Consider the following 15,139-nt stretch of genomic DNA (forward strand, 5'->3'; position numbering starts at 1 on the left):
ACGTCGATGAGTCTTGCAGGTCATTTCCCTTTGTGTGTTTTCCTGTAAGATATACGATTTCGTATAGGTTTCCCCGTTTTTACGGCGGGTCACCCAGCATCGCCGCCACCTCTGGTTCACTGCATTCCGGGCTGGACTTTGCCTGCAGGCCCTTCGGATTCTTCCTTACGGAAGACACCCTGCCCTTCCGGCAACCTTCGGTTGCCGGAAGTCTGCTTCGGCTACGGCACTTTAAAGGGTAAAGTCACCGGGTGGATTTGAACCACCTAGATAGTGCGACTGTGAGGCGCACACAAAAACCCAGCACCGTAACGGTACTGGGCTTAAGTCTTCAGCCAAGCTGCAAAGACGATTATTGACGTGGCGGCTTTCTGCTGGGTGTATTCTGTATGATTCTAATCACTTTTCCTGCACCTGCTGCATTAGCCGGAATATAGTTATCTGCTTGGTCCACATCATACCTAAAGACAATATCGGCTAAATCGTACATATCTTCCTCCTGACGATCCTCTCGATCGTCATACACAATTAAATTAGGGTGAGCAGATCTAAGTGTGTCAGCATACCTTGGTGAATCAGTCCACATAATGATACGGCCTTGAAATAATGGACGAACATCAAAACCTATTTTGGCAACCGTAAAATTATTGAATGGTTTCACTCGCGCTGCTGCCCCGCTTTCGCCCCCCTGGTGCAAACAAATAATTACAACCTGATCTCCCCCTAGACGCGCCAAGTTCTCCATTAATGTATAGGTTCGATTGTTCGCTGGAGCCTTATAATCTCCTTCTAATAGAGCAACTATCGTCATTGGATGCTTAATCTCCACAGTTATTTGCCTGCTAAGAAACTCCTTGAATTTATCAAACATTCGCATTCACCTCTTTTTGTAGAGTATACCGAATCGGTACTAAACAATCAGAGAGTGGCTACGTATGTGATAGTGAGGCAGTAAAAGCCTCGTCCCCTTTCCACAGTCCTCCCAAGACTGTTTCATTATAAGCGGCCTCCCGGCCGCCCTCACCAGGCGGGACCTCCTCCCGCCTTCTTTTTTAGTCTATTTTATGAAGGAGTTATACACTATGGAATTGATATTTAAAACAGCAGACGGACGTGGACTAGGTGCAAAGAACACGGTCCTATTGGATATATGCCCCTTTTTCGTGAAAACCTTGGCTTACAATCGTATTTTTGATGTGTATATAGAGACCGATAGCTATCAATTACAGAGCTCCCGATCACATTATCTAAATAGTTTCACTCATACAGCACATAACCTGGAGTATAAACCCAATGTCTATGTCCATAAGTCAGATTGGGCTAATCCGTTGCGTCTTTGGCTCATTGGGGATCTTATACATCACATTATCCAGTTTAACCATAACCATAACGATAGTGAATTTACCGGGGTCCTGTTCGACATCCAGCCCTGTGATCTGCCAGCTAGCAAGGACGACGACCTGTACTTTAAAAATTGCATAGTTCAGTATATGGATACCTTGGAAAAAGAGAAATGCAAGATTGATACTTACAATATAAGTCATGATAAAAATTTCAGTCTGAAAATTGTAATGCCCAGGCAGCTCACCCGTTTTTTTGTGGAGGATGCTGCTTTGATCTATGAACGCCTTAATAAAGTTGTTCACCAAGTTATAGTAGTAGAGTATTTAGATTGGGAGGCTGAACATGAATAGACCATTGATGGGAGACTCTTCATATCCGGTATATTATGCTCTAAAAGCAGGCCTATCCCATTGCATTGGAAATTTCAATCAAATTCTCGCTGCTCTTAAATGTAATAATATGGGCATAAAAACATCAGAAATTAATGAAAATCTTCAAAGTCTTATCTTGCGTGGATTTGTAGAAGAGTACACTGGAAAAAACCCCCACACCGGGTTAGAAAATGACACACTGTACCGTATCGCTGAGTGCGCAGATATTATTTCCTAATTTTCGCTTCCGCTTCTCTCTCTAGTGACGCAAAATAAGCAATCTTATGCTCAATCTTTTGCGCAAAGCTCTGAAAAAATTTAATTTTCTCATCGATCTGCAGCTTATGCGCCTGAAGCAGCTTCCGCTGGTCGGGCAGTGCTCCTGTCCCTTCCTGGGATAATGCGATGAACTGCTTAATCTCGGCTATCGGCATCCCCGTGTCCTTCAAGCAGCAGATCAGCGAGATCAACTCCAAATCCTCGTCCTGAAAGCAGCGGTTTCCGTGCTCATCCCGTGCTACAACAGGCAGAACGCCTTCCCTTTCGTAATAACGCAGGGTATATTGGCTTAGTCCGCTTTTTTGTGCTATTGTTTTGATGCTGTACCCCATATTTCTGCTCCATTCCGCCGATTCAGCATTCAGCTCCGGCAAGTTGATCTACATCTAAATTACCACCAATACGAATCTATGAAAAGAGCGCTAACAAAACTGTTGACTTACACCTAGCTCTAAGGTCTACACTTTACACTGTACCTTACATTTAAGGAGTGAATGATTCATGGTAAAAACAATTAACGTGGGTAACAGTACGCTGGAGGTTGCCCAAATTTCATTAGGATGTATGCGGATTGCCGAATTGTCGGCCAAAGAAGCGGACGTTCATATTCACAGTGCCCTGGAAGCAGGTATTGACTTTTTTGACCATGCAGACATTTATGCCGCCGGCAAAGCCGAAGAAGTATTTGGCGAAGTCGTAGCGAGCAGCCCAGGCATGCGCGACAAATTGATGATTCAGACCAAATGCGGGATTCGGCAAGGTTTCTTCGATTTCTCCAAAGAGCATATTGTGTCATCCGTAGAGAACAGCCTGAAACGTCTCAAAACCGACTATGTGGATGTACTTCTGCTGCACCGTCCCGACACTTTGATGGAGCCTGAGGAAGTAGCTGAAGCCTTCGATGTTCTGGAGCAAAAAGGCATGGTTAAACACTTCGGTGTCAGCAACCTGAACCCGCTGCAGATTGAGCTGCTCAAAAAAAATGTCAAACAGCCGCTGCTCTTCAATCAGCTGCAGCTTAGCATTATGGTTTCCGGCATGATTGATTCCGGCTTCAACGTCAACATGACCAACTCCGCTTCCGTGGTACATGATGGAGGCATCCTGGAGTACAGCCGTCTGCACGACATGACCATTCAGCCTTGGTCTCCGTTCCAATACGGATTCTTTGAAGGCGTATTCCTGGGCAATGACAAGTTCCCTGAACTGAACCGGGTCATAGACCGTTTGGCTGACGAAAAAGGTGTTGCCGACACTGCCATCGCTATCGCCTGGCTCCTCAGACACCCTGCCAAGATGCAGCCGATTGTAGGTACTACCAATACCAAGCGCCTGCTGGACATCGCCAAGGCTTCGGACATTACCCTATCCAGAGAAGAATGGTACGAAATATACCGTGCGGCAGGCAACATACTTCCGTAAATAAGCTACAGAAATAGAAAACCCGTAAAGACCTTTATGAACAAAGGTTTTTACGGGTTCATGCCTATTACCACAGTTTACTTCAAATAAGTTCCCGTCTCTCCAATTCCGCCCTTGCCATTTAATACATACACTCTTGCATTTCCTTTGCCGGAGCAGGTTAATGTAATCGAGCCGCTATTAACGTACTTGGTATCGCCTGTGACTGCATCCACATAGGTTCCGTTCGGAATTCCGGTAAACGTAGCATTTCCCGAAATCGTAACGAGTGCGAAGCTGTCGATGCCTTTGGCGTTGTCGGTATATCTTCTCTTAAAAGCCAGATTGCCTGATACATTTTCTGTGGAATACTGGCCTTTTTGCAAGGCTGGAACAGCTCTTCTGATTAAATTAAGCTGTCTGATGTGCTTCGCCAATGGATAATTTAGCGATTCCGCAAGTTTGCCGGTTGCATTTGTATATTTGCCGTAATCCTGAACCGTAACACTTCCTTCCATTTGATCGCCGAAGTAAGCGCGGCCTGTAGTGCTGAGCGGTGCGTTCGGGCCGGGATCAAGGACCTTCCCCTTTTGGAATTCGATCTCTGAACCGTAGAAAATGGCGGGGATTCCCCGGAAGGTGAACATCAGCGCCAGATTCTCCGCCCAAGTGTCCTGTGTCCCTGCGAATCTTTGACTTTCTGGAGCCTGGTCGGGTGCATAGTCATGAGAGTCCACATAGGTGACATTCCAGGTAGCATCGTTATAGTATTGGTCGCCGCTTCTCATACCAAATGCTTCCTGTGCCGACTTAAAGGCCCAATGCATCGGAAAATCAATCACATCCATCCCCGATTTCATTGAATAGTCAGGCGCATGATAAGTATTACCGTTTAAAAAAGCATTGTTCGAGGTTGGCTGTCCTGCTGTTGTCGAATTATCCGCCCACTCCTGTTCAACCGATGCTTTATTGGAAACGTAGTCATTGGTACTGTCACCCGGATACGATTTCGAAGCTTTCCAGGTATAGAACGGGGTTGAGATTGCCGGAATCCCACTGTTCCATACATCTCTGTACCGGGTAGCCACTTCACCAAAGATGTAGAAATCAGAGCCTCCTCTGGCCTTCCAGGAAGGAATAAAATATTTATTGAAAATATACCGGCTCACATGCTTCACTGTATCAAGGCGGAAAGCATCCACACCCATGTCAATATATTGGTTATAGGAGTTGATTAAATATTGATCCACTACAGGATTTTCCGTGTTCAGGTCAACGCAGTCTCCGGCGATCTGCCCTGTCTGTACAGTGTAAGACTCCCAAGACAAGCTTTTTTCCGTGTGGTACATGTTATTATTGGTCTCTGCAGTCTTCATTAAGGCAAGTCTTGCCTGATACTGCTGATCGGGGGTCATGGAGTCGTAGTTTGCCGGCAGCTTATCTGTTATTTTCATCATGTTATTCACAGTGTCCGCTTTAGTTGGATCTTTCTTGAACATAGGGAACAGATTCTCTTCACCAAAATTACCCGTATGATTGACAACGATATCCTGAATAATCTTCAGCCCTTTGGCATGCGCCGCATTGATCAAATCCTGATAAGACGCTCCTGCCGATTCATATCTTGGATCTACTTTGGCAAAATTGATCGCGTGGTAGCCATGATAATCATATCCGCTCGCATTCTGCACAACAGGTGTAATCCAGATGGCACTGAAGCCAAGAGCCTTGATGTAGTCGAGCTTTTGAATCAGCCCTTTGAAGTCTCCTCTCCAAGCCGGGTCGGAGTCCGGATTTCCCGCCTTCGCATCATCCCATGCGTGTACGTTGTTGCTCGGATCGCCATCATAGAACCGGGAAGTGATCACGAAGTAAATGGAGTCCTCACGGAAATCGCCTGACTTTCCAATGTTGTACACAAAGCTCTGTGTGTTTTGATTCCCGGCACCGTCTACCACAAGAAATTTCAGAGTTGTAGTCTTAGAAATGAGAATAGACGGCCCTGCCAGGCCAGCCAACGCATTACCGGAGATATAGAGTTTGGAACTTGTCGTTGGTTCCGTACCATCATCTGTGTAATAGGCCTTAGTTGTTGCCGCTTTGTTGTCTTTGATGTTAAAAGATACAGTAACCTCGGAATCTGAATGCCCAACTGGCAGATTGGCTGTAATTGTAGGCGCTTGCAGATCAGCATTTAGATCAATGACATAAGCGAAAGAAGCAATGCTTCCAGCTTGACCGAGTGCGTTGACACCGAAGGCCTTGATCGTTACAGAGGAAGCAACCTGAACTGGAGCAGTATACAGAGTCGATGAAGCTGTAGGCGTCGATCCGTCTGTCGTATAGTAGATTTTATCGCCGCTGTTACTGCTTGAAAGCGTCACTGTCTGGGCGGAATCATATGTTTTTGGTACAGGGGCGGCTGAAACCACCGGAATCTTGGGACTTTCCGGATTGGCATCATACCACACGTTATCTGTGTAGTACCAGCCCTCCTTCACACCGCGGGACAAATCAGCCGTCTGTTTGCCGTTGCCATCATTAAAGATAAGACTTGTGCCTGTAGCTCCAGTAATAGTATAGCTGTACCAGCCATTTCCGTCCGCATTCATCAGAATCCCCGGCCACGCTCCGCTTGCAGGAACCGTTGCAGGGCTCAAATTCCAGTAATGGATTCGCAGCGCCGAATTCCAGCTCGAAGGCTTCTTAATGTGAACCGTTACCCCTGTAGTAGGCGTAGGCGTTACAGTCGGTGTCGGTGTTGGTGTTGGTGTGACTGTTGCCGTGGCTGTTGGTGTGACTGTTGCCGTGGCTGTTGGTGTTGGTGTTGGTGTTGGTGTTGGTGTTGGTGTTGGTGTTGGTGTTGGTGTTGGTGTTGGTGTTGGTGTGACTGTCGGAGATGCCGTGACTGTCGGTGTTGGCGAAGTTCCAGCCGCGACCTTGATGTAATCAATATTGATATTTCCAGTGTCGGTTGAATCGTATCTATATGCAATTGTATTATTACCCGCCTGCAGGGAGAGCGTTTCTGTTTGGTCGCCCCATGTATCCCAACTTGCCAGGCTTGCGAGAGCCGTTTGCTTCACCTTTGTTCCGTTAACGTAAATAGAAACGTTTTTGGCGCTTCCGGTGGCATTTGTGTAATGAAGAGTGGTATTAAAGGCTGTTGAGGCAGAAGCCTGAACAGTGAAAGTGGTGGCTGCTCCACTGGCTGTATACCCATCAACAAACCCGGTTCCCGAATACCCGGTGTGATCCGAATTTATTTTCGCCCCACCTGATAAGGCTGCGCTCTCAGCTTCATATTTCCCGGCGACCGGAATAACGGCCGTCCAGTTCTTTCCGCCATTGTTATCCCAGATGTCTGTTGGAGCTGTGATGTGATAACAATAAATTAATGTGGCGCCCTCAGGGGCATTAATATTTGCTGTAAATGTAGTCCCTGTCTTCGACATCGCTGTATCCGTAATATTGGTCCAATTATTAGTGCTCCAATGCAGCGTCACTGCTGTTGCCGTGGAATTCGTATAGGTAACTGTATAATCAGTATTGCTGGCAGATGCCCCGCCGGATAAACCAAACAAGCCAAAACATAGCGCAAAAATGATCAACCAAGAAATAAAAGACCTAGTTTTTTGCCGTTGCAAGCAAACAACCTCCTTTTAAAATTATCACTGCGCAAACGTTTGCATTTTAAAGAAAAAAAATAAGTCCTCCAACATTGTTCATATCTCACCCCCTTATTTCACATATTGTATGCGTTTGCAAGTTTACTTTTATGATTATAATCTCCAATCTTTTCCTGGTCAACAATAATTTTGGTTATATGACCATCTAGGGCGCTGCCAGACAAAAGAAACCGGACCCATAACAGCCGTAGGCACAGCGGTCAACGTCACTGTTCAGCGCCCCATGCCCTGAGAATGGGTTTTCTATTATTCATTTTGTCAATTTCCCGCACTAATCGAGTTGGCTGCTTGTTACCTTTTTCAAACGTGAAATGTTCTTGAAATCCCATTAATAATTAGGAAAACCCCTATAACTCTCAGTATGAATCTCGAGGTTCTGTCGTCTTTTCTAAAAATGACCTGACCAAGTGTTCCAATAAACACGTTAATAAGTATTCCAACAATAAGCTCCACAATCCCTATTAGTTCCACTGTACCCAATCTAATCCCTTCCCGATTTCATATTTTGAATCTCCTTCAGCCCTTCAATACCTTGAGTTCTCTATTCATAAATAAGAGGCCGGCTGCGAAGCCTATAATTCCAATTCCAACGAATACAGCTAATGGAATCCATTCTGAAGCAATCGCCTGATGGTCGAAAATCACGGCCGATAACGATTGTATAGCCCACGATTCCGGAGTGAATTTGGATATGATCCGCATGAAGTTTGGTGCCATTTCCATAGAGAAGAAGGAGCCTCCAAGCATACCGGTTACCGCTATGATAATTGAAGCAGAGGACGTAAACTGTTTCTGATTCCGCATAAACGGGATAACAATCATAGTGATACTGGTCAATGCAAATAAATAAGCAGCGAAAAGAATTCCGACCGCAAGCGCATTGTCTGCGATACTAATCTTTAGCAAATATTTACCGGCAGCCAAAATGACCAGAACATGGACAGTCCCGAACAGATAGGTAGCCGTCATTTTTGCCAGCAGATATTTCTTATAATCAATAGGTGTGCTCAATAATCTGTCTAAGGTATTGTTTTCTCTTTCATCAATTAGGGTCCGTAATCCCTGAATAACAACGAACCAAATGAACATAACCAGAAAACCGATTAGCCTTGCTGTGGCATTGTCATGAGTCTTCTCTCCACTACTTAGAGTTTGGTCATCTATCGTTAGATTCGAGATCTCATTGATGCCTTTAAATACGCTGGTTGTAATTCCGGGGCCATCTACATTGAATCCCGTAGAGATCACCTTTGAGTCATGAATCACTTTTTGGAGTGTGCTTACTTCACCGGTAATAATCTCTTTTAGAATCGTCCCTTCACCGTTTTCAACATTTTGCACAAAATAAATAGGCAAATCTTCACCGGACCCAGATAATAGATGGCTGCCAAAACCCTGATTCACAACCAAACCAAAGGGAATATCCTGATCATCTACCTTTTTTTTGATAGTGGCTTCATCAGAATGTACAATTTTCACTTGGGTCTGTTTCTGAATCATATCCATGAGTTGTTTTGAGTACTCACTATGGTCCGCATCAGCTACATATACGCTTTCCTGGCTGCTTCCTTGTGAAAAGGAGAACAAGAAGGTCAAAATTAGGGGAAGCGCGATTGTTGCAAAAAACGCGGTTCTATTTCGAAACATCAGTTTCAGCTGATTTTTTACCATGACTATAAATTGCACGTTTACTCCACCCTTTTCCGTTGTATACCCTAATGTTAAAGATAATAAATATCAGCCCTATACCTATAAGCTCCAACAAATCAATATACATGCCGTCAAGCCCCACCCCTTGGCATACCTTTACATAGGAATTTATTGCTTTACCGTTGGGGAGGATCTCCTGAATAACGCGCAGGCTGTCCGGCAATCCACTTTTAGGGATAAGACTCCCGCCCAAAAAGCTGAAAATGTACAGCACTGGAGAAGCCAAACTGGAAACAGCCACATGGTCTTTCGCGGTAAAGCCCCACAGCAGAATAATGCTGCCAATGGCAAAAGCATAAACAATAGTAATGACAAGGAGGTCAAAATAGTTCCCCCATTTCATCTGGAACACAACCCGGCTAATAATGATCACAATAACCATTTGGATAACAACGGATAAAATAATCCCAAAAAGTTTGCCCAGCACATACTGTATATTTAATGTTGGTGTAGATTTGATTCGAAACATGGTGTGGTTTTGCTTCTCATCCACGATGCTATGAACCAGCACAAATGCCGTCATAATGGAGAACATAACTACCATAGCGATCGAATAATACTGCATAGCATCTATGGGTACGGCTTCTTTATTGGTTGGCACCTCTCGTATGTTAAGACTGAGCTCCTTATTTCCTGATATTTGGCTCATAACCTTCTCCATTTTATCTTTAGGAACATTTCCTTTGCTGCTTATGATCTGGAGGATCGTACTTTGTTCAACATTCTTTGTCCTGACACTTGCGCTGAACCGGTCCAGAATAGTCGCGATTATCTCTTTATCCAGAGGCTTATCGTTGTCACCCATCAAGACGATATTCGTTTGTTCATTATTCATAGCGGCCTTAGTGAAGCTTTCCGGTACGTATACAAATACTGCAACCTGACCATCTTTTAGTAATTGCTTGCCTTGGTTATAACTGGTGGCTTCTTTTAAATTTACAATTCCCTCCAGAACCTTATGCTTAAATACGTTATCTCTTAAGACATTCCCCAAGGATACGAACTCAGTCCCCTCATAAGTGCCCTTATCTGAATTATAAAAAGCTACATTAAACGTTTTGATTTGGGAACTCGAATCACTGAATACCGTTCCCAGGATGAGTATTAGTATGGATGGAAACAGAATAAGCTTTAGATAAAATGTTTTATTTTTAGTCAGCAACCGCAGATCCAATAGAAATAGCCGTAATAGCTTTCTCAAAATATCACCCCCTCGCTACCCCCTTAAGGCCTTACCAGTGATCTGTAGAAAAATACTCTCTAAGTTCACTTCCTCATATTTGAAACTGGTAAGCTTAAGTCCTAATTTTTTGATGTCATCCACAATCTCAATCACATTCTTGTCACTCGTAGAAACCAGCATACTGATCTGATTGCCCGCTATACAAACCTTGGAAATTCCGGGAATCCGGTCTAACTGTTCAAGTGCACCCTCACTCGCTTCACTAAAACTAACGGTCAACGTGTCACATGCCGCCAGGCTTTGCTTTAGTTCTTCTTTTGTTCCCTGTGCGATCAAGGAGCCATGGTCGATGATGGCAACATTCTTGCACAAGTATTCCACTTCCTCCATGTAGTGACTTGTATAAATCACCGTCATCCCTCTGTCCTGATTCAGTTTTTTCACAGTCTCCAGGATATGATTTCGGGATTGGGGATCAATACCTACAGTGGGTTCATCCAAAATCAACAATTTGGGATCATTCATTAGGGCAATACCGATATTGACCCGGCGTTTCATCCCTCCGGAGAACTCGGCAAGATCCTGGTTTTTCTTGTCCTGTAGTTCGATAATTTCCAGTACTTCATTGGTTCTGGTTCTAAGCCTTTTCCCGGAAAGTCCATATAAGCTGCCGAAAAACTCCAGATTCTCCTTGGCGCTTAAGGCTTGATACAATGCTAAATCCTGCGGGACAATACCCATGATTTTCTTAATATCTATAGGTTTTTCCCTAAGGGACTTGTTATCAATCGTTATACTCCCGCTGGTTGGCGCAAGCACCGTGCTTATCATAGATACGGTCGTCGACTTACCGGCTCCATTTGGTCCTAACAAACCAAAAATCTCACCACGTTTCACATGTAGCGAAATATTATTAACTACAGTGACATCATTGTATTTTTTGGTCAAATTTGTTAATTCGAGCATCTGTAAAGCACCTCTCGTTCATTTCTTGTTCTGTTATCATTCTAACCCCCCATCCAATTTTAAAATATTTACTATAGTACTCAATCTGAGTATTACTTTAGTTATCACTTACATCATTACTTTAGTCATATAGGAATGGCACTGCTTAGTGGGGAGAAACTAAAATATGCCGTCCATACAGTAATCAGTCTGTAGATCAGACAGAGTACTGCAGGACGGCATACAGGAGGAATTGGAATCAGTCAAATGTGGGCAAGCAATGCTGCAGGACTACAGCGTTTTTTGCAGACACAGTGTTAATTCAGTTCTATTCTTCAGCTCGAGTTTCTCAAACATTCTTGAGACATAATTTTTGACAGTACCTTCTGTAATAAATAGGTCATTACTAATCTCTTTATTACTCTTACCTTCCATAATACATTTGGCAACCTCAAGTTCACGTGGCGTAAGCAACTGTAGAATCTGCTCATTCTGTATGTTCTCTGAACCTGTATTCTTCACAGAATTCAGCGCATTCACTACTTCCCGTGTAATCTTGGGATTCAACAGGATGTTCCCCTCACAGGCAGTCTTAATGGAATACAAAATTTCCTGAGAGCCCGAATCTTTTAGAATATACCCATCCGCCCCATTTTTAAGTCCGGTAAAAATATACTCACTATCATTAAAAGTGGTAAGAATGATAACCTTGATCTCAGGGTACTTAGCTTTCACCAGTTTTGTAGCTTCGATTCCATTCATTACCGGCATTTTAATGTCCATTAGAACAACCTCAGGAGAAGTGTATGTGAGAAGCTCCAATGCCTCTTCTCCATTGGATGCTTCGCCGATAACATGAATTTCCTCATGCAGGCTAAGAATCATCTTCAAGCCTTCCCGGACAATTTGCTGATCATCCACTATAATAATATTCACCATGAGTGTGCCTCCTTATTTATTAAACTCGAAATCAAGAGCAATTTTAGGAATATTGGCCTCAACACTAAATCCTGTAGATCCCCCTGAGTAAAAGTTAACCTTCCCACCTAGGGCAACGATCCTGTTTTCTATTCCCTGAATCCCCTTCGATTTAATGATCTCTGTGCAATCTGCTCCATTATTATGAATGAGCAAGGAGATTTGATCAGAAAATTTATGGATTTTAATGGAAAAGTACGTAGCCTCTCCATGTTTAATGCCATTGGTGATAGACTCCTGAACCGTTTTGTAAATACAATTTTTGATATCAGAATCCACGTATTCAATTTCTTCATCCATGTTCAGTTCAAAATGAATCTTATTCGTTTCAAGGAAGTTATCAAAGATCTCGTGAAGGGATTGCCGGAGTTCCTTAGAGGATCCCTCCTCCCCAAGAAGAACTACCGTTTTACGAAGCTTGACGATGCATTCCTTGGAAAGCTCTTGAGATTTGTTTATCGTAAGCTTTGCTTTACCTGGCTCCATATCCATGACTGTATTTGCATATTCTAGATTCATATTTAAAGCTATAAGATAGTGCCCCAGTGAATCATGAAGTTCTTGGGCAATCCTATTCCTTTCTTTGGAGATAGTCAGCTCCTGAATCTTGCCTGAATACTCCTGCAATGTGGTATTGGCAATTTGTAATTCTTGATTGAGTTCTTGGGTCCGAGTTTTTTCTATTAATACATTTCGAAATAAGTAGACAATTGCGAGAATTACTAAATATGGAGACAGGATATCCTTAACAGTATTATGATCTGCTATCAGTGAAGCTGTGAAGATAGCAGAATGCAAGCATAATACATACATAGGGATTTTTCGAGTACTCACAATAATTTCAACAAGTAAAATAATTATGTAAATTTGTGTGCCTATGCAGTAAACCTTAAACAGCAAAAAACCAGCTAAAATATTACTAACGATAAAGGATACATACCATAGAGCCTTAGACTGGTTCTGAAATTTGCCTCTGGTGAAATCATTCACGAGCAAAGCTACAGTTATAAGGATAAAATACAGAATAGATTGTGAATCAGCCGGATATTTTTGAATAATAGTGGCAAATATGGAGCACAAAGAAAAACCTTTAATCATTCTTTGCACAACCATTCTACTGTCCATGGTATACATGTCTTTCATAATCGATACCTTCTTACTCAGATTGGAGTAATAACCCAAAATAAAGTCTAGCTACACTATAACATAAACCTGTTTATCCATAAAAATCCTTTTTAGTTCACCGTACTATAAATAGTCTTAGCGGCTAATGCTAAAAACCGCAATTAATGTATATCAAATAATCTGCTGTATTACTCATCAATATATAAATAAAAACATAAAAAAGGGTTTATAAATCTGCTTATCAGCAAATTTATAAACCCTTTTGGTATACCGGCGAGAGGACTCGAACCTCCACGGTTTCCCACTCGATTTTGAGTCGAGCGCGTCTGCCATTCCGCCACGCCGGCATATACATATGAATTAGTTCTTAAATAAAAATGGAGGCGCCACCCAGACTCGAACTGGGGATAAAGCTTTTGCAGAGCTTTGCCTTACCACTTGGCTATGGCGCCATAAAAATGGAGCGGACGACGGGAATCGAACCCGCGACCCTCGCCTTGGCAAGGCGATGCTCTACCGCTGAGCCACGTCCGCATAAATGGCTGGGGATATAGGAATCGAACCTATGAATGACGGAGTCAAAGTCCGTTGCCTTACCGCTTGGCTAATCCCCAATATTCAATTTAGATAGATGGGGCGACTGATGGGTCTCGAACCCACGAATGCCGGAACCACAATCCGGTGCGTTAACCCCTTCGCCACAGTCGCCATATGAAACTGTTAGAATACATACAAACAATCATTTTAAAAGAAATGGGGCGGCCGATGGGTCTCGAACCCACGAATGCCGGAACCACAATCCGGTGCGTTAACCCCTTCGCCACGGCCGCCATATTAAGCTTTTAAAATTAGTTTGGCAGGGGCAGCAGGAATTGAACCCACACCAACGGTTTTGGAGACCGTTGTTCTACCTTTAAACTATGCCCCTAAAAATGGTGGAGGCTGATGGATTCGAACCACCGAACACGTACGTGAGCAGATTTACAGTCTGATGCGTTTGGCCACTTCGCTAAGCCTCCGAGGATGGTGCCGGCGAGAAGACTTGAACTCCCAACCTACTGATTACAAGTCAGTTGCTCTACCAATTGAGCTACACCGGCATATTAAGTTGTATTTAAATGGTGGCGCGGGAGGGAATCGAACCCCCGACACAAGGATTTTCAGTCCTTTGCTCTACCGACTGAGCTACCGAGCCATATAAAATTGGCCAAATTAATGGCGGAACCGACGGGATTCGAACCCGCGATCTCCTGCGTGACAGGCAGGCATGTTAGGCCAACTACACCACGGTTCCAAATTGGTTGCGGGGGCAGGATTTGAACCTGCGGCCTTCGGGTTATGAGCCCGACGAGCTACCGGGCTGCTCCACCCCGCGTCAGTAAAAACTTATCAAAAGCACTATGGTGGAGGCTGAGGGGTTCGAACCCCCGACCCTCTGCTTGTAAGGCAGATGCTCTCCCAGCTGAGCTAAGCCTCCATATGTGCGCCTGGTATAAATAATTGGTGACCCGTATGGGATTCGAACCCATGTTACCTCCGTGAAAGGGAGGTGTCTTAACCCCTTGACCAACGGGCCATACCTTTAATAATAGTGGCGGAGAGAGAGGGATTCGAACCCTCGAGACGCTTGTGGCGCCTACACGATTTCCAATCGTGCTCCTTCGGCCAAACTCGGACACCTCTCCATATGGCTCCCCGAACAGGACTCGAACCTGTGACAACTCGATTAACAGTCGAGTGCTCTACCAACTGAGCTATCAGGGAATATATCAGGCTGGATCGCCTGAAAACTGAATCCGAAACGAATCTGCGTTATATGATTTGGATAAGCCCTCGACCGATTAGTATTGGTCAGCTCCATGCATTGCTGCACTTCCACCTCCAACCTATCTACCTCGTCGTCTTCAAGGGGTCTTACATACTGGGAAATCTCATCTTGAGGGGGGCTTCACGCTTAGATGCTTTCAGCGCTTATCCCGTCCGTACGTAGCTACTCAGCCATGCTCCTGGCGGAACAACTGATGCACCAGCGGTACGTCCATCCCGGTCCTCTCGTACTAAGGACAGCTCCTCTCAAATTTCCTGCGCCCACGACAGATAGGGACCGAACTGTC

Annotated in this window: 12 protein-coding genes, 16 tRNA genes and 1 rRNA gene; 4 read left to right on the plus strand and 25 right to left on the minus strand. The window is 44.1% G+C overall.

Annotated elements, in window-relative coordinates:
* Positions 1–242: hypothetical protein (locus tag A3844_RS33240; RefSeq protein ID WP_208619429.1), on the plus strand; the 242-nt coding region annotated here is incomplete at its 5' end.
* A 110-nt stretch (positions 243–352) separates the two neighbouring features.
* On the opposite strand, the gene A3844_RS28620 is transcribed toward A3844_RS33240, so the two are convergent.
* Positions 353–871: a hypothetical protein gene (locus A3844_RS28620; RefSeq protein WP_074109248.1), complete on the minus strand. Its 519-nt coding sequence runs from the start codon at positions 869–871 to the stop codon at positions 353–355.
* Positions 872–1,082: 211 nt separating this feature from the next.
* Here A3844_RS28620 and A3844_RS28625 point away from each other — a divergent pair, with 211 nt between their 5' ends.
* On the plus strand, positions 1,083–1,694 hold the full coding sequence (locus A3844_RS28625) for a hypothetical protein (RefSeq protein ID WP_074109249.1): 612 nt from the start codon (positions 1,083–1,085) through the stop codon (positions 1,692–1,694).
* Positions 1,687–1,953, plus strand: a complete 267-nt coding sequence (locus A3844_RS28630; RefSeq protein WP_074109250.1) for a hypothetical protein — start codon at positions 1,687–1,689, stop codon at positions 1,951–1,953. Before A3844_RS28625 ends, A3844_RS28630 begins: the two co-directional genes overlap by 8 nt.
* Here A3844_RS28630 and A3844_RS28635 read toward each other — a convergent pair.
* Positions 1,943–2,368: a MerR family transcriptional regulator gene (locus A3844_RS28635; RefSeq protein WP_083607075.1), complete on the minus strand. Its 426-nt coding sequence runs from the start codon at positions 2,366–2,368 to the stop codon at positions 1,943–1,945. The two genes, A3844_RS28630 and A3844_RS28635, sit on opposite strands and share 11 nt — an antisense overlap.
* A gap of 127 nt (positions 2,369–2,495) precedes the next feature.
* On the opposite strand from A3844_RS28635, the gene A3844_RS28640 reads away from it, so the two are divergent.
* Positions 2,496–3,416, plus strand: a complete 921-nt coding sequence (locus A3844_RS28640) for an aldo/keto reductase (protein WP_074109251.1) — start codon at positions 2,496–2,498, stop codon at positions 3,414–3,416.
* Between the two features lie 77 nt (positions 3,417–3,493).
* Here the strand turns inward: A3844_RS28640 and A3844_RS28645 are convergent, their stop codons facing one another.
* The 23 genes from A3844_RS28645 to A3844_RS28760 form a co-directional block, all read right to left on the minus strand.
* A complete protein-coding gene (locus A3844_RS28645; RefSeq protein ID WP_074109252.1) occupies positions 3,494–7,042 on the minus strand; it encodes an alpha-amylase family glycosyl hydrolase in 3,549 nt (1,182 codons plus the stop codon).
* A 558-nt stretch (positions 7,043–7,600) separates the two neighbouring features.
* Complete coding sequence (locus tag A3844_RS28655) at positions 7,601–8,770, minus strand: ABC transporter permease (RefSeq protein WP_083607076.1); 1,170 nt, start codon at positions 8,768–8,770, stop codon at positions 7,601–7,603.
* Positions 8,718–9,995 (minus strand): ABC transporter permease, encoded by a 1,278-nt coding sequence (locus A3844_RS28660; protein WP_074109254.1) that lies wholly within the window; start codon positions 9,993–9,995, stop codon positions 8,718–8,720. Before A3844_RS28660 ends, A3844_RS28655 begins: the two co-directional genes overlap by 53 nt.
* A gap of 15 nt (positions 9,996–10,010) precedes the next feature.
* Positions 10,011–10,943 (minus strand): ABC transporter ATP-binding protein, encoded by a 933-nt coding sequence (locus tag A3844_RS28665; RefSeq protein WP_074109255.1) that lies wholly within the window; start codon positions 10,941–10,943, stop codon positions 10,011–10,013.
* Between the two features lie 270 nt (positions 10,944–11,213).
* Positions 11,214–11,858 carry a response regulator gene (locus A3844_RS28670; protein WP_244169883.1) on the minus strand — a complete coding sequence of 215 codons (645 nt, stop codon included), beginning with the start codon at positions 11,856–11,858 and terminating at the stop codon, positions 11,214–11,216.
* A gap of 15 nt (positions 11,859–11,873) precedes the next feature.
* Positions 11,874–13,043 carry a sensor histidine kinase gene (locus A3844_RS28675; protein ID WP_074109257.1) on the minus strand — a complete coding sequence of 390 codons (1,170 nt, stop codon included), beginning with the start codon at positions 13,041–13,043 and terminating at the stop codon, positions 11,874–11,876.
* A gap of 250 nt (positions 13,044–13,293) precedes the next feature.
* Positions 13,294–13,372: transfer RNA gene (locus A3844_RS28680), tRNA-Leu, on the minus strand.
* Between the two features lie 31 nt (positions 13,373–13,403).
* Positions 13,404–13,477: transfer RNA gene (locus A3844_RS28685), tRNA-Cys, on the minus strand.
* Positions 13,478–13,484: 7 nt separating this feature from the next.
* Positions 13,485–13,559, minus strand: a tRNA-Gly gene (locus A3844_RS28690).
* 5 nt (positions 13,560–13,564) lie between these two features.
* Positions 13,565–13,639: transfer RNA gene (locus A3844_RS28695), tRNA-Gln, on the minus strand.
* Positions 13,640–13,657: 18 nt separating this feature from the next.
* A tRNA-His gene (locus A3844_RS28700) sits at positions 13,658–13,733 on the minus strand.
* 46 nt (positions 13,734–13,779) lie between these two features.
* Positions 13,780–13,855 (minus strand) — tRNA-His (locus tag A3844_RS28705).
* Between the two features lie 24 nt (positions 13,856–13,879).
* A tRNA-Trp gene (locus A3844_RS28710) sits at positions 13,880–13,953 on the minus strand.
* Positions 13,954–13,958: 5 nt separating this feature from the next.
* Positions 13,959–14,044: transfer RNA gene (locus A3844_RS28715), tRNA-Tyr, on the minus strand.
* Positions 14,045–14,049: 5 nt separating this feature from the next.
* Positions 14,050–14,125 (minus strand) — tRNA-Thr (locus A3844_RS28720).
* Positions 14,126–14,144: 19 nt separating this feature from the next.
* Positions 14,145–14,220: transfer RNA gene (locus A3844_RS28725), tRNA-Phe, on the minus strand.
* Positions 14,221–14,241: 21 nt separating this feature from the next.
* A tRNA-Asp gene (locus A3844_RS28730) sits at positions 14,242–14,319 on the minus strand.
* Positions 14,320–14,323: 4 nt separating this feature from the next.
* Positions 14,324–14,400 (minus strand) — tRNA-Met (locus A3844_RS28735).
* A gap of 26 nt (positions 14,401–14,426) precedes the next feature.
* Positions 14,427–14,502 (minus strand) — tRNA-Val (locus tag A3844_RS28740).
* 24 nt (positions 14,503–14,526) lie between these two features.
* Positions 14,527–14,601 (minus strand) — tRNA-Glu (locus A3844_RS28745).
* A gap of 16 nt (positions 14,602–14,617) precedes the next feature.
* Positions 14,618–14,710 (minus strand) — tRNA-Ser (locus tag A3844_RS28750).
* 3 nt (positions 14,711–14,713) lie between these two features.
* Positions 14,714–14,789: transfer RNA gene (locus A3844_RS28755), tRNA-Asn, on the minus strand.
* A gap of 57 nt (positions 14,790–14,846) precedes the next feature.
* Positions 14,847–15,139 (minus strand): 23S ribosomal RNA (locus tag A3844_RS28760); the annotation flags it as partial.

The organism is Paenibacillus helianthi (genome assembly GCF_001909055.1).
Lineage (GTDB): Bacteria > Bacillota > Bacilli > Paenibacillales > Paenibacillaceae > Paenibacillus_AQ > Paenibacillus_AQ helianthi.

Coding starts and splice junctions, on each gene's coding strand:
- A3844_RS28665 (WP_074109255.1), bottom strand. CDS start 10,943: ATGCTCGAATTAACAAATTTGACCAAAAAATACAATGATGTCACTGTA.
- A3844_RS28625 (WP_074109249.1), top strand. CDS start 1,083: ATGGAATTGATATTTAAAACAGCAGACGGACGTGGACTAGGTGCAAAG.
- A3844_RS28620 (WP_074109248.1), bottom strand. CDS start 871: ATGTTTGATAAATTCAAGGAGTTTCTTAGCAGGCAAATAACTGTGGAG.
- A3844_RS28630 (WP_074109250.1), top strand. CDS start 1,687: ATGAATAGACCATTGATGGGAGACTCTTCATATCCGGTATATTATGCT.
- A3844_RS28675 (WP_074109257.1), bottom strand. CDS start 13,043: ATGAAAGACATGTATACCATGGACAGTAGAATGGTTGTGCAAAGAATG.
- A3844_RS28640 (WP_074109251.1), top strand. CDS start 2,496: ATGGTAAAAACAATTAACGTGGGTAACAGTACGCTGGAGGTTGCCCAA.